The organism is Pedobacter sp. WC2423, assembly GCF_040822065.1.
Classification (GTDB): Bacteria; Bacteroidota; Bacteroidia; order Sphingobacteriales; family Sphingobacteriaceae; genus Pedobacter.
Map to the genome: position 1 here is coordinate 2,214,078 of NZ_CP162005.1, position 13,566 is coordinate 2,227,643.

Here is a 13,566-nt window from a genome sequence, read left to right on the forward strand (position 1 = left end):
GAAAACCCTGGTTAATGCAATTTTAGAAATGAAGCGTAGTATCCAAATTCATCGTTGTTGTATCACGCGGAGTCTGAGGAACAGGCTTCAACTGTACCGGTTGTGTTTCTGTACTTCCACTATCTTTTAGAGAATCACGCTCCTTATCCCAGGCATAACCCTTATCCTGATCATCAGGGGTTACAGTAGCCGGAGTTGTCGTAGTTTTCACCGGAACCTCCTTTTTAACAGGTTTATCCGCTTCCTTAAAAAGTAAAAAATAACTCAGCAATGCAATCATAAAGACTACTCCCGCAGATAAAACATAAAATACAGGCTTAGAGATCGCAATTATACCAGCATCACGCACAACAGGATTTTCATCCTGTGCTTCCTGATAATGTAAAAGCAAAGTTTGTAACCGCTCATTCTCCATTTGCAATAAAGCAGTACCCGGAGCATCAGCTACAGCGTTTCCAGCGTCAGTAATACTACTGTGGACAATCGCATACTGCAAATCCATTCCGCTTTTGTACCTGGCTGATGGTGATTTCTCCAAACATTTACTAATCACAGCAAGCAACCAGGCAGGAACCTGCATCTCGTGTAATTTCTTCTGCTCCGACCAGCTTTCAGGCATATTTTGCTGTCTTAAGGTCAACAAATCAGGCACAGGCGATTCCAGATGACCAACCAAGACATCATTCCTTGACTTTTGACCGTTATCCAGTAAAGGAAAAGGAACCTGCCCTGCCAGCAGCTCATACAGGATTATCCCGTAACTGTAAATATCAGTTTCCAGTAACATTTGTCCTTCACTCTGCTCAGGTGCCATGAATTCTATTGCACCCGCATGGCGGATACTCGTTCTGCGCTGTTCATCAGACATTGCCGATAAGCCAAAATCCAGCAGGACATAATTACCCGTATGGACATTAAACTTAACATTATTACTCTTGATATCCCCGTGCTTGACTGTCACCTTATGACAATGCGCTAAAGCATTCGCCAGATGATCGGCCACCTTAATCACTTCCTTTACCGTAAATATTTTATCGTGAGGCTCTTTCAGTAATTCTTCCAGATCGGGTCCATCAATAAACTCCATTTCTATAAATGGGAACGATCCGCTTTCTGTAATTCCTGAATTTAAGATCTTAACTATATTAGGATTAGGCTCCTCATTTACCTTTTTCAATTTCTCCACCTCATTCTGGAAACTCCTGAAGTTTTTATCTTCCGTACTTTCCGTATGAACCGGTGTTGGCAGTAATTTCACTGCCGTTATAATAGGACCAAACCTTCTTCCTTTGTAAACTGAACCCTGGCCTCCGGTACGCAGTGCGCCCATATTTTCCAGACCTTCAGTAATCGTAAATACTTTACTCATTTAAGCTAATTCAACTCTGTGTGTGGTAAAATTACTACAATTTTAGTTCCAATGTTTATTTAAAATCAGGAACAAAAAAAAGGCCGTCAAATGACAGCTTGTAATTCAATTGTTTCAAGAGATACAGCAGACCATTTCAAGAGAAACAGCAGCCTTTTTTAAGATCCGCATCAGCTGATTATAAGAATGATTTTATGATCTTGTCTGCCTCATCACGGCTGTTTACATTGGCTAAGGCCTGCTGATCAGTAGATTTCAATACTGTAATTTCATTTTTGAGCAGTACACTGCGCGCAGATGAAGAGCCTGCAGCTAAACCCGAAAGCAGCGCAGGATAAGCTGAAGGCTCCCATATCGTCATTAATGGTTCTGCAACTCCATCAGTCCCTTCAAAAGCCGTAGCCATCAGGACGGGGTTACGCTCAGCACACAATTGATCTAAATGCGCCTTGTCCAATAAAGGCAGATCACAGGCTACCACCAGCCATGCCTTATTTTCCTGTAATTCAAATGCAGAAAGCAAAGCACCAAAAGGTCCCAGATCAGTATAATTATCTGTAAGTGCAGTGTAACCTCCATCTGTAATAGCTAACTGCTGATCTTCACGACAAGAAATGAAAACTTCCCGGCAATAAGACTTCAGCAAATCAGCCATATACTCCCGCTGGGGTTTTCCATGCCAGTTGATCAGTCCTTTATCATGGCCCATCCGGGTACTCCTGCCTCCTGCCAGTACCAGCCCATTAAGTTCAGGAACCGGAAACATGCTTTTTAATTTTGATGACAATCAGTTTTCCGACAGGTGTATTACTTTGATCAGCTACACTGCTGATAGGCATCAGGACATTTGTTTCCGGATAATAAGTTGCTGCATTACGTTCAGGAATACTGTAAGGAACCACCACAAACAATCTGGCTACCCTTTCTATCCCATCTCCATAATTAAACAGATCAACTTTCTCTCCTTCGGCAAAGCCTGCCTTATCCATATCTTTCTGATTCATAAATACAACGCGCCGTTCATTCTTTATTCCGCGGTAACGATCTTCCAAACCATAAATAGTAGTATTAAACTGATCATGACTACGAATACTGGCCATCATATATTCATCTGCTGCTAAATGATGTACAGGTAAATCAGTCAATGTAAACGGGGCTTTATCCTTGAACTTTTCCGTTATAAATTTCCCTTCCCTGGGCCCGTTTGGCAAATAAAAACCACCAGGCTCGCGCACTCTTCTATTATAATCTTCAAAACCCGGGATACACTGTTCAATCACATCCCGGATCGCATCATAACTATTTGCAAATTTATCCCAATCTACCACAGAACGGCTTCCTAAAGTAGCTTTCGCCATTTCACAGACAATCCTGGTTTCATTCCTCATCTGATCCGATACAGGATCCAGAATTCCTTTAGAAGACTGCACTACCCCCATCGAATTTTCAGTACTTATAAACTGGGCAACACCATTGTACAAATCTTTATCACTCCGGGATAATGCAGGAAGTATTAATGCTTCTTCTCCATGAATCAAATGACCACGGTTTAATTTTGTGGATACCTGCACATTCAGCCTGAGTTTACGCATCGCCTCAGCCGTATAATTTGTATCCGGCGTTGCCGAGAGAAAATTACCCCCCATTGCAAAAAACACTTTTACTTTCCCTGCATGAATTGCCTTAATCGCGTTCACAACATCATAACCATTCTCCCTTGGCGGCTCAAAACCAAAAACTTCTTTTAATTTGTCCAGTTGCTGCTGAGTTGGCTTTTCAGAAATCAGCATCGTTCGGTTTCCCTGAACATTGCTATGTCCACGAACCGGGCATAAACCAGCTCCCGGCTTACCAATACTCCCTTTTAATAAAGTAATATTGACAATTTCTTTTAACATGTCTACCCCATTTTTCTGTTGGGTCAGTCCCATTCCCCAGCAAAATATAAGCCTGTTTTTCGGGCCAATTATTTCTGCTGCTTCGCGGATTTGTGCCAGCGGAACTCCAGCCTGATCAGCAAGCTCTTCCAGCCTGTAATTCTTCAGATGATTGATGAAATTTCCGTATCCTACAGTATGATTTGCTATAAACTCATGGTCAAAGACTTTTCCGGGAGATTTTAGCTCTGCCTCATATAAGAGGATTTCAAGTGCTTTAAAAACAGCCATGTCGCCGTTTATCTTTACCTGGAGAAACAAGTCGGCAAATTTAGTACCTGATCCAAGTACACTGCCAATTTCCTGGGGGTTTTTGAAGCCCATTAAACCAGCTTCAGGCAATGGATTGATCGCGATGATTTTAGCGCCATTCTTTTTCCCCTTTTCCAAAGCACTCATCATTCTGGGCGCATTTGTTCCAGGGTTCTGCCCAATAATGATAATGACATCCGTCGTATAAAAATCGTCCAGCTTCACCGTTCCTTTTCCAATCCCTATAGTCTCTGACAAGGCTACACCACTGGTTTCATGACACATATTAGAGCAGTCCGGCAAGTTATTAGTCCCAAATTCTTTGGTAAATAACTGGTACATAAACGAGGTTTCATTACTGGTCCTTCCTGAAGTATAAAATGCGGCCTCATCGGGTGATTCCAAAGCATTCAGATGTTCTGCTATTTTCTTAAAGGCATTATCCCAACTGATACGCTGATAATGCGTTGCTCCTTTTGGCAGATAAACAGGCTCAGTTAAACGTCCTTTTTTGCCTATTTCATAATCTGTTAATTTCGATAAATCTGCAACTGAATTTAAAGCAAAAAAATCAGCAGTTACCTTTTTTGTAGTTGCTTCTTCCGCTAAAGCTTTGACTCCATTCTCGCAATATTCACCAATGGGAGAACGGTCATCATCAGGATCCGGCCAGGCACAACTAGAACAATCAAATCCACCTTTCTGGTTCATTGAAAACAAAGCGCCCGTACCCCGAACGGGAATACCTTCTTCAACAATATCTGCAAATGCAGCTACCACAGCAGGGATACCGGCAGCCCACGTTTTTGCTGGAGATACTTTTAAATTCAGTAACTTTTCCGGATTCTCTGCATCGGGCAATATTTTACCTTTGTTTTCCATGTTCAATATATTTGATACTGTAATCGCTAAACTAACTTGTTGCAGCTAAAGGATTAGGAAAATTATCACTTTGATCTTCTTCTACGTTATCCAGACAAGTGAAATCTTTTTCAATCAGTAAGTGCAAAGTACTTCCCTTATCGCTGAATCCTACTTTTTCTGTATCCGCGAGTTCCTGAACCATACTTTTAGAAATAAAAAGAGTAATCTGGTTATCAGTAAATTCAGCTTTCAGCTGCTCAGTATCTTTAACTTTTACAGAATAGGTTAAGATTTGGTTTACAAAAGCTGTACTTTCCTTCAAACAGCCATCTTTAACCAGTGCAGCAATGTCCGATTTTGTCAGACGATAGCGCAGCGAGTTTCCTTTAATTCTTATCTTCATTAGTGTAGGTATATGTTTCTGTAGTGTTTACAGCAATGCGCTGTGCTGCGTTATAGATATTAAATCTTTGATTACGCAGAAAACCAATCAGGGTGATTCCAAACTCTTCTGCTAATTGTACTGCCAGACTTGATGGCGCCCCTACTGCTGCAATAATCCGGACACCAGCCATCGCAGCTTTCTGTACCAGTTCAAAACTGACTCTGCCACTTAATAGCAGAATAGAATTTGTTAAGGGAAGCAAATTTTGGACTAAAGCAGCCCCAATCAATTTATCCAGGGCATTATGACGGCCAACGTCTTCTCTGAGCAATAATAATTCTCCATCAGCAGTAAATAATGAAGCAGCATGTAAACCGCCTGTAACCCGGAACACTTCCTGTTGTTTTTGCAGGATGACTGGCAGCTGATTTAATATCTCCTGATTAACAAACAGTTCGTCCAGATTATTCTGCTGAAAAACACTGACTGTACGAATAGCTGCAATTGACCCTTTTCCACAAACACCACAGCTTGAAGTGGTATAGAAATTACGTTCTGCGTTTTCCAAAGAAGGAATCTCATTCAAAGTTACCTGTATTACATTTTCTTTATTTTCCGCACAAGCAATAAAGCAATGTTCTACTGATGCCAGTGTTTCATTATTTTTAATAATCCCTTCCGTAAACAGAAAACCTGTAGCAAGTTCGGCATCATGACCAGGTGTACGCATGGTCACAGCCACATTTTTAACAACCTGTAACCCACTTGAAAGATAGCTAACTCTGATTTCCAGAGGTTCTTCGATAGCGAGCTCATCAGCTACCTTTGCGGTGCCCTCTGCATTCACTTTTATGATCGAAAATCGTTGTATAGAATCCGTCTGCATTTCCTAAATTTACGATTTATTTCTTGCTTAACAATGCTTAGGTTATCAATCTGGGTATGTATAAAAAAAGACAGATTATTAGCTATATTTGTAATCGATTTACAGATAATAAGAAAAAATCATGATTGTAAGCTTTTCTACAACAAATTTCAGAAGTATAAAAGATACTGTTACACTATCTTTCGAAGCTGATAAATCTCAGGATCTGGAAAAGTATTTTATTCTCGAACCTGCTCCAGGACAAAGATTATTAAAATTGGGTTTAATCTATGGTGCTAATGGTTCAGGAAAGACTACGATCTTAAAGGCTCTTGATTCTTTAAGGTCATTAATCGTCTCCTCACCATTACAGAAACAGACGACATTAAATTACACTCCATTTCTATTTAACGCATTAACATCAACTCAGGAAACGAAGTTTGAATTAATATTTTTCCAAAACGGAATCAAATACAGTTACGAGATTGCTTTCATAAAGGAGGCTATTACTTTTGAAAAGCTCGAATTTTACTCTCCTAACAAATCTTTGATTTATAAACGCGAAACGAATATTGAGAAACAGCTGACTGAAATTAAATTTGGCCCTAAGGCCAAGTTCAAACGGGCTCAGGAGGAAATTCTGGAGGCAAATACCTTGTGGAATAACCCTGTATTGAGCGGCTTTTTAAAGTCAAATATTGATTCTCCTGAACTCAGAGACGTAACTGACTGGTTCGATAAGGTGCTTAGAAAGCTGATTACTCCTAAAACAGACTTGAGTGATTCTATTAATAAAGCAATTGAAAATAAAGAGATTAATAAGGGTCATATAATTAAATTTCTTCAAAAAGCAGATTTCAAGATTACCGACTTAGCACTGGAAAAAAGAACAATTAATTATGATGATAATATGCGTGAAATCATGCATGTTATTAACAAACAGATTGCAGCTATAATACCAAAATCTATTTCTGTAAAGGATCCTGAGTCATTGGATTTACTTGAAGTTGGTTTCCGCCACTCAGTGTTGAATGGTGATCACTCTGATAGTTATATATTGCCATATAAAGAAGAATCCGAAGGAACACAAAGATATTTTCAATTCAGTGGCCTTTTAGACCAGATACTTGGGAAAAGTAGTGTAGTCTTAATCGATGAACTCGAATCTTCACTACACCCAGAATTATTAAAGCATTTTCTTTTGCTATTTCTTGTCAATGTTAAGGGTTCCCAAATCATAGCCACTACCCATTATCGGGAATTACTGATGGAAAGAGATATATTTCGGGATGATGCCATATGGTTCACAGAAAAAATTTCAGATGGCAGTGTAGAGCTTTATGCATTAAGTGACTTCGATTCAAGTGTTATCCGGGATACTACATCTGTATTCAATGCATACAAATCGGGCAAGCTTGGTGCCGTACCACAATTAGAAGATTATTATCTGGATTTCGATAATGAGAACTAGCGGTACAAAAAAGGGCCTGGGGAAAAAGACTTTTTCTTTGGTTGTAGATGGAGAAACTGAACTTTGGTATCTGCAAATGTTAAGGAAAAACGAGACGCTTCATGGAATATCTATTCAGCCCGAACTTCCCAAAAAGAAAACCCTTTTTGAACAGTTTGAGCTGGTAAAGACAAATGCCAGGATTTATGACTTATCGATATGGGTTATTGATCTCGATGTAGTCATTGCTGAAGGAAAAATCCCGGAATTAAAGAAGTATCAAAAAGAAGCTGAAAACATTAAAAAAATCCATGTGCTGATTAACACGCCTTGTCTTGAATTCTGGTTTCTGATGCATGTGAAGGATAGTGGTAAGTATTTCAGAGAATGCGATCCTGTTGGAAAGGAACTGAAAAGCCATGACCCTTTAAAAACTTATGAAAAGTCAGAGAAATATTTCGTGCGCAGCAATCCTGATATATATCAAAGATTAAAGCCCTATCTGAAGACCGGAATAACCAACGCAACGAAAAGAGGGAATTTTGACACAGAAGCCCCTGAGCAAGCAAAAGCTGAAATTTATAAGATATTCGGTCTACTGGGCATTAATATCTGATCATAGTTATGAATTAAGCTTTCCTTTTTTGATCTAACGGGATCTCCACCGGTAAGGTCAAAATGAATTAGCAGCTTAGCCTGACCATGCCATTCATAAAAAAACGGTTGCCCTTTTTTGATCAGACAACCGTTTTTTTTTTTAAAATTATTAACTCAGTTTAAAATAGGTTTTACCAACCCTTAACAGCACCACCTTTGAATATTTTAGCAGCAGCGGCTTCTACCTCATCAGATTGAAAAGCTTTTACAAACTTTTTGATCTTCTCTTCATCTTTATTATCTTCTCTGGATACAATGATATTTACGTAAGGTGATTTTTTATCTTCTACAATAAGTCCGTCACGGTCTGCAATTAAGCCAACAGAAGACGCAAAAGTATTGTTGATGACTGCAATGGTTACATTCTGATCATCCAGTGCTCTTGGTAATTGCGGAGCTTCTAATTCAAGAATCTTGATCTTTTTAGGATTTTCGATGATATCATTGACAGTAGGTAATAAACCAACACCATCTTTTAACTTCAGTAAACCTGATTTTTGTAACAGCAATAAAGCCCGGCCACCATTAGTCGGATCATTAGGAATAATAATCGTATTGCCTTCTTTTAACTCTTCAATTTTCTTGATTTTTTTAGAATAACCAGCTAATGGGAAAACAAAAGTATTCCCCTGGATTGCGAATTTATAACCGCGTTGTTTAGTCTGTACATCCAGATAAGGTTTATTCTGGAATACATTCAAATCTAAATCACCCTGGCTAAGCGCTTCATTAGGCATTACGAAATCATTGAACTGAACCAATTCAACGTCCAGGCCAAATTTCTCTTTAGCTACTTTCTGAGCAGCTTCAGCCACTGCAAATTCCGGTCCTGATTCTACACCTACTTTGATATGGTTCGGATCACTCTTTTTAGCACCTCCGCCGCAGCTGAATAAGGATACTGAAGCCATTACAGCTACAGCTGCCAGCAAATTGATTTTAGTTTTCATTGATATAAATTGTGTTTTCTAATCTTATTTATTTTTTTTGCAAAAGAGTCTATTTCCTGTGGTCTGCACGTTTAGCAAGAAAATCTCCGGCAAACTGGATCACAAAAACTAAAGCAACCAGCACAATCAATACCGTGTTCATCACCAGTACATCATAACCTACATAACCATATTGATAACCGATTTGTCCTAATCCCCCTGCACCAACTGCGCCACCCATGGCCGAATAACCCACAAGTGTGATTAAAGTAATAGAAGCTGTATTAATCAGCGAAGGCAATGCTTCTGGTAATAATACTTTGCAAACAATTTGAAAAGGAGTTGCACCCATCGCTCTTGCAGCCTCAACCAGACCACCTGGCACTTCGATTAAACTGTTTTCTACCATTCTGGCAATAAAAGGTGCAGCTCCGATACTTAAAGGAACTAAAGCAGCTTCAATACCAATAGAAGTTCCGACCAGCATCCGGGTAAAAGGAATCATCCAGACAATCAGAATAATAAATGGAATAGAGCGGAATACATTCACGAAAACCGATACTACATTATTCAGCGTTCTGTTTTCCAGTACCTGGCCTTTTCTGGTCAGATATAGCATCACTCCGGTTGGCAATCCGATGACAAAACCAAAAAATCCAGAGACAAAGGTCATCACTATTGTTTCCCATGTTCCTTTGAACATCATTAAAATCATTGCATCAGACATACCCTAAAACCTCCACTTTGATCTGTTTTTCTTCATAATATGCTATTGCCTTCAGGCTGTCTTGCTGTGCACCGGAAACTTCAATCACCATAGCGCCAAATTTAACACCTCCGGCATATTCAATTTGTGCGTAAATAATATTATTATTCAGGTTGAATAACCTGCTCACCTGTGAAAGTACGGGATCATCTACCGATTGACCGGTAAATTCCAGTTTTAATAACGGTTTTTTATCTGCAGTCAATGTATCGCTTAACCTCTCCAGATAGGCTTCCGGAATGTTTATTTTTAGAGATGAAGCGATAAATTCACGGGTAAGTTCTGCTTTAGGATGCGCAAAAATTTCACTGACAGTACCCTGTTCAATTAATTTACCGGCACTGATGACTGCAACTTCATCACAGATACTTTTCACCACATCCATTTCATGGGTAATCAGTAGAATGGTAATATTCAGCCTTTTATTGATATCTTTTAATAAAGTAAGAATAGACTTTGTAGTAGCCGGATCTAAAGCACTTGTCGCTTCATCACATAACAGCACTTTTGGATTACTCGCCAATGTTCTGGCAATCGCAACCCGTTGTTTCTGTCCACCGGATAAATTAGCAGGATAATCTTTTCCTTTATCTTCCAGCCCTACCAGCGCGAGTAATTCAGCAACTCTTTTTTGGATCTGTTCTTTAGGAACTTTATCCAGCTCTAATGGAAAGGCAATATTTTCAGAAACCGTTCTGGAAGATAATAAATTGAAATGTTGAAAGATCATACCGATCTGTCTTCTTTCTTTAGCCAGCGCTGCCGGTGATAAATCAATCAGGTTCAGCCCATCCACGATAACCTCGCCGGAGGTTGGCCTCTCCAACAAATTCACGCAGCGGATCAAGGTGCTTTTTCCTGCGCCTGATGCCCCGATCACCCCATAGATTTTACCTGTTGGTACAGTTAAAGAGACGTCCGACAAAGCTGTAATCTCCCTGTTTTTCTGATGAAATTGTTTAGTTATATTTTTTAATACAATCATGTTCGGCGCAAAAGTAATAATAATCAGCAATAGTCTATTATATTTATAGACTTTAACTATCAGGGAGATATAAAAAAAGACACTCTAAAAGTGCCTTTTTTTTATTTACTGCTCAAATTAAGCTTATTCATTCAAAGATGCCATATCAATTACAAAACGATAATGAACATCTCCGGCAAGCGTGCGCTCATAAGCTTCGTTGATCTGGTCAATATTGATCATTTCTACATCCGAAGTGATATTATGTTCTGCACAGTAATCCAGCATTTCCTGAGTTTCTTTTATTCCTCCAACTAACGAACCGACCAGACTCCGGCGACCGCCAATTAACTGAAACGCCTGCACATCTGAAGGTTTCGGTGGTACACCTAATAGAACCATTACCCCATTGGTACGTAATAAAGCAAGATATTCATTATAATCATGTTCCGCAGATACCGTATCAATGATATAATCAAAACTGTTAGCCAGCTTTTTCATCGTTTCCTTTTCCGTGGTAATCTCAAAATGATGCGCACCTAGTTCCTGTGCATCTTTTTCTTTGCTTTTGGAACGGCTTAATACCGTTACTTCTGCCCCCATAGAAGCCGCAATTTTAACAGCCATATGTCCTAATCCACCTAAACCAACAACCGCCAGTTTATCTCCTTTTTTAACATTCCAGTGTTTCAGTGGAGAATAAGTAGTAATTCCTGCACATAATAAAGGGGCTACTTTTTCAAGAGGTAATTTATCAGATACACTCAATACAAATTTTTGTGTAACTACAATATGACTGGAATAACCACCATAAGTAATTGTTTTTTTATCCTGTAACAGCGAGTTATAGGTTTGTGAATGTCCATTTTCACAATATTGCTCATTGTCTTCTTCGCAATTTCTGCAATGGCCACAAGAGTCTACAAAACAGCCTACACCAACAGTATCTCCGACTTTAAAACGCGTCACATTGTCTCCGGCTTTCGTTACTTTTCCAACAATTTCGTGCCCTGGCACTACAGGGTACATTGATCCTCCCCATTCGTTTCTTGCGGTATGTATATCTGAATGGCATACACCACAGTATAAGATTTTGATTTCTACATCATCAGCTCCTGGCTCACGACGGTCTAACTGATAGGGAGCTAATGGTTTATCAGCACTGTGCGCTGCATATGATTTTACTGCTTTCATCGTTTTTCAATTATTTAGTGTTATAACAAATATAAATACAAACGTCATCACCATTTTGTTCATTATATTTTTGTTCAATTCACGATTTCCAATTTTGACCAGCATTCCATCTTACGTGGAAAAAAACATGGCATCATAAATGTTAAATTTAAAACAATCTGCAAGAATGGCCTTAAGGCTATAAAAACAATTTATGGATAGAATAGAACTCAACTTATCACGTTTGCTGGATACATTTATCAGCAAAATCCCCACCCTTTTACTCGCACTGATTACTTTATTAATAGGATTCTGGTTAATCAAATTCTTAGTCAGGTTTTTAAATAATCACCTGAATAAAGGAAAAATTGACCTTTCACTTTCTAACTTTTTGATCAGCATTTTAAAAGTTATACTTTACGTTCTTTTGCTGGTTACCGTTGCCTCTACCCTAGGCATTGAAACCTCTTCTTTTGTAGCAATTTTAGCTGCATCAGGTCTGGCTGTAGGTCTGGCTCTTCAGGGGAGCCTTTCTAATTTTGCCGGCGGGGTTTTAATTCTGCTGTTCAAGCCTTTTAAAGTGGGACATTTTATTTCATCCAGCAATAATGTAAGTGGTACAGTACTTAAAATCGATATCCTTTATACAACTTTAAAAGCGGGAAACGGAACAACGATTTATGCCCCAAACGGTCCGCTGGCCAATGCAGTGATCAACAATGTATCAGATAATACAAACCGGATGCAGGAATATAGTATCGGGATATCTTACAATGCCAATATAGATATGGCGAGAAAAGTTATGCTGAATGTGCTGACTAATGATCCATTAGTTTTGAAAGATCCTGCCCCGGTTGTTCTGGTAGCCTCACTGGGAGATAACGCCGTCAACCTGACGATCAGATCATGGTCTGCCAATGCAGATTTCTGGGCAACTTACCATCGTAATTTCCAAGCACTTAAAGAAGCACTGGATCAGAACAACATTGCCATTCCTTATCCGCAGCGGGAGGTACATATCATTCCTGCCAGTACAGATTTGCCTGAGTAATGCTAACTTACACCTTAATCCGTTTCTTTTTAAACCGTATTTAAAACACTAGCTTTACACTATGAAGCATTTAACTTTCCTTTTATTATTTATTGCCTTATTTGGTAATGTTGCCAGAAGCCAGAATAAAACAGCCACTATACAAATCTCAACCAAACCCTTTTCTTTAGGCATAACTGATGAAATTCAATCAGCACAATTAGCAGAAAAAAGAATTCTGAATATTTATTTACCAGAAGGTTATGACCAGGACCTGAAAGAAACCTACCCGGTTATTTATCTTTTAGACGGCTCTGCCAATGAAGATTTTATCCATATCGCAGGTCTTGTTCAATATTGCACTATGATACAGGTTATGCCAAAATCAATTGTTGTCGGTATTGCAAATATGGATAGAAAAAGAGATTTCACCTTCCCCACTACTGTACAGAAAGATTTAAAAGATTTCCCAACTACAGGAAAATCAGGAAAATTCATAGCTTTTATCGAGAAGGATTTACAGCCTTATATCCAGCAGAAATACAGAACTAATGCTTCCAGGACTATTGTTGGTCAGTCATTAGGCGGATTATTAGCCACTGAGGTACTTTTAAAAAAACCTGAACTTTTCAACAACTATGTGATCATCAGCCCAAGTTTATGGTGGGATAATGAATCTCTGCTTGCAAAAGCTCCTGAGTTATTAAAATCAACTGCAGCCAAAAATATTAAAGTATATATTTCGGTAGGTACAGAAGGCAAAGTGATGGAACAGGATGCCGCCAACCTTGCAGCTGTCTTAAAAAAATCTGCTGATCAGCGTTTACAGATCATCTTCAACCCTATGCCGGCAGAAAACCACTTAACCATTTTACACCATAGTGTCTATAAAGCATTTGAGGTGCTGAATACTAAAAAATAAGTT

Annotated in this window: 13 protein-coding genes; 4 read left to right on the forward strand and 9 right to left on the reverse strand. The window is 39.0% G+C overall.

The features are described 5' to 3' along the window. Positions 1-22: 22 nt before the first annotated feature. The 5 genes from AB3G38_RS08865 to fdhD all read right to left on the reverse strand — a co-directional run bounded on the left by AB3G38_RS08865 (position 23) and on the right by fdhD (position 5,693). Positions 23-1,369, reverse strand: a complete 1,347-nt coding sequence (locus AB3G38_RS08865; protein ID WP_367868133.1) for a serine/threonine protein kinase — start codon at positions 1,367-1,369, stop codon at positions 23-25. 178 nt (positions 1,370-1,547) lie between these two features. Then, a complete protein-coding gene (locus AB3G38_RS08870; protein ID WP_367868134.1) occupies positions 1,548-2,135 on the reverse strand; it encodes an NTP transferase domain-containing protein in 588 nt (195 codons plus the stop codon). Next, complete coding sequence (locus tag AB3G38_RS08875) at positions 2,119-4,440, reverse strand: FdhF/YdeP family oxidoreductase (RefSeq protein WP_367868135.1); 2,322 nt, start codon at positions 4,438-4,440, stop codon at positions 2,119-2,121. The genes AB3G38_RS08870 and AB3G38_RS08875 overlap by 17 nt, the downstream gene beginning before the upstream one ends. A gap of 31 nt (positions 4,441-4,471) precedes the next feature. Beyond that, on the reverse strand, positions 4,472-4,825 hold the full coding sequence (locus AB3G38_RS08880) for a hypothetical protein (RefSeq protein WP_367868136.1): 354 nt from the start codon (positions 4,823-4,825) through the stop codon (positions 4,472-4,474). Next, positions 4,809-5,693, reverse strand: coding sequence for a formate dehydrogenase accessory sulfurtransferase FdhD (fdhD, locus tag AB3G38_RS08885; protein ID WP_367868137.1), 885 nt, complete (start codon positions 5,691-5,693; stop codon positions 4,809-4,811). The genes AB3G38_RS08880 and fdhD overlap by 17 nt, the downstream gene beginning before the upstream one ends. Before the next feature lie 121 nt (positions 5,694-5,814). Here fdhD and AB3G38_RS08890 point away from each other — a divergent pair, with 121 nt between their 5' ends. Then, a complete protein-coding gene (locus tag AB3G38_RS08890; protein ID WP_367868138.1) occupies positions 5,815-7,143 on the forward strand; it encodes an ATP/GTP-binding protein in 1,329 nt (442 codons plus the stop codon). Continuing rightward, complete coding sequence (locus AB3G38_RS08895) at positions 7,133-7,738, forward strand: RloB domain-containing protein (protein WP_367868139.1); 606 nt, start codon at positions 7,133-7,135, stop codon at positions 7,736-7,738. Before AB3G38_RS08890 ends, AB3G38_RS08895 begins: the two co-directional genes overlap by 11 nt. Before the next feature lie 172 nt (positions 7,739-7,910). Here AB3G38_RS08895 and metQ read toward each other — a convergent pair whose 3' ends face one another. The 4 genes from metQ to AB3G38_RS08915 all read right to left on the reverse strand — a co-directional run bounded on the left by metQ (position 7,911) and on the right by AB3G38_RS08915 (position 11,632). Continuing rightward, a complete protein-coding gene (gene metQ / locus AB3G38_RS08900; RefSeq protein WP_367868140.1) occupies positions 7,911-8,729 on the reverse strand; it encodes a methionine ABC transporter substrate-binding lipoprotein MetQ in 819 nt (272 codons plus the stop codon). 49 nt (positions 8,730-8,778) lie between these two features. Then, positions 8,779-9,435 carry a methionine ABC transporter permease MetI gene (gene metI, locus AB3G38_RS08905; RefSeq protein WP_367868141.1) on the reverse strand — a complete coding sequence of 219 codons (657 nt, stop codon included), beginning with the start codon at positions 9,433-9,435 and terminating at the stop codon, positions 8,779-8,781. Further along, positions 9,428-10,459: a methionine ABC transporter ATP-binding protein MetN gene (metN, locus tag AB3G38_RS08910; RefSeq protein WP_367868142.1), complete on the reverse strand. Its 1,032-nt coding sequence runs from the start codon at positions 10,457-10,459 to the stop codon at positions 9,428-9,430. The genes metI and metN overlap by 8 nt, the downstream gene beginning before the upstream one ends. 123 nt (positions 10,460-10,582) lie before the next feature. Then, a complete protein-coding gene (locus AB3G38_RS08915; RefSeq protein ID WP_367868143.1) occupies positions 10,583-11,632 on the reverse strand; it encodes an NAD(P)-dependent alcohol dehydrogenase in 1,050 nt (349 codons plus the stop codon). A 193-nt stretch (positions 11,633-11,825) separates the two neighbouring features. Between AB3G38_RS08915 and AB3G38_RS08920 the strand changes: the two genes are divergently transcribed. Continuing rightward, positions 11,826-12,662 (forward strand): mechanosensitive ion channel family protein, encoded by an 837-nt coding sequence (locus tag AB3G38_RS08920; protein WP_367868144.1) that lies wholly within the window; start codon positions 11,826-11,828, stop codon positions 12,660-12,662. 61 nt (positions 12,663-12,723) lie between these two features. Further along, the gene (locus AB3G38_RS08925; protein ID WP_367868145.1) at positions 12,724-13,563 is read left to right on the forward strand and encodes an alpha/beta hydrolase; all 840 of its coding nucleotides are present in this window, start codon (positions 12,724-12,726) and stop codon (positions 13,561-13,563) included. Positions 13,564-13,566 lie beyond the last annotated feature (3 nt).

Bases quoted from the DNA above. Each gene is read 5' to 3' on its own strand.
- AB3G38_RS08915 (WP_367868143.1), bottom strand. From the start codon at position 11,632: ATGAAAGCAGTAAAATCATATGCAGCGCACAGTGCTGATAAACCATTA.
- AB3G38_RS08870 (WP_367868134.1), bottom strand. From the start codon at position 2,135: ATGTTTCCGGTTCCTGAACTTAATGGGCTGGTACTGGCAGGAGGCAGG.
- AB3G38_RS08925 (WP_367868145.1), top strand. From the start codon at position 12,724: ATGAAGCATTTAACTTTCCTTTTATTATTTATTGCCTTATTTGGTAAT.
- AB3G38_RS08890 (WP_367868138.1), top strand. From the start codon at position 5,815: ATGATTGTAAGCTTTTCTACAACAAATTTCAGAAGTATAAAAGATACT.
- metQ (WP_367868140.1), bottom strand. From the start codon at position 8,729: ATGAAAACTAAAATCAATTTGCTGGCAGCTGTAGCTGTAATGGCTTCA.
- AB3G38_RS08920 (WP_367868144.1), top strand. From the start codon at position 11,826: ATGGATAGAATAGAACTCAACTTATCACGTTTGCTGGATACATTTATC.
- AB3G38_RS08880 (WP_367868136.1), bottom strand. From the start codon at position 4,825: ATGAAGATAAGAATTAAAGGAAACTCGCTGCGCTATCGTCTGACAAAA.
- fdhD (WP_367868137.1), bottom strand. From the start codon at position 5,693: ATGCAGACGGATTCTATACAACGATTTTCGATCATAAAAGTGAATGCA.
- AB3G38_RS08865 (WP_367868133.1), bottom strand. From the start codon at position 1,369: ATGAGTAAAGTATTTACGATTACTGAAGGTCTGGAAAATATGGGCGCA.
- AB3G38_RS08895 (WP_367868139.1), top strand. From the start codon at position 7,133: ATGAGAACTAGCGGTACAAAAAAGGGCCTGGGGAAAAAGACTTTTTCT.
- metN (WP_367868142.1), bottom strand. From the start codon at position 10,459: ATGATTGTATTAAAAAATATAACTAAACAATTTCATCAGAAAAACAGG.
- AB3G38_RS08875 (WP_367868135.1), bottom strand. From the start codon at position 4,440: ATGGAAAACAAAGGTAAAATATTGCCCGATGCAGAGAATCCGGAAAAG.
- metI (WP_367868141.1), bottom strand. From the start codon at position 9,435: ATGTCTGATGCAATGATTTTAATGATGTTCAAAGGAACATGGGAAACA.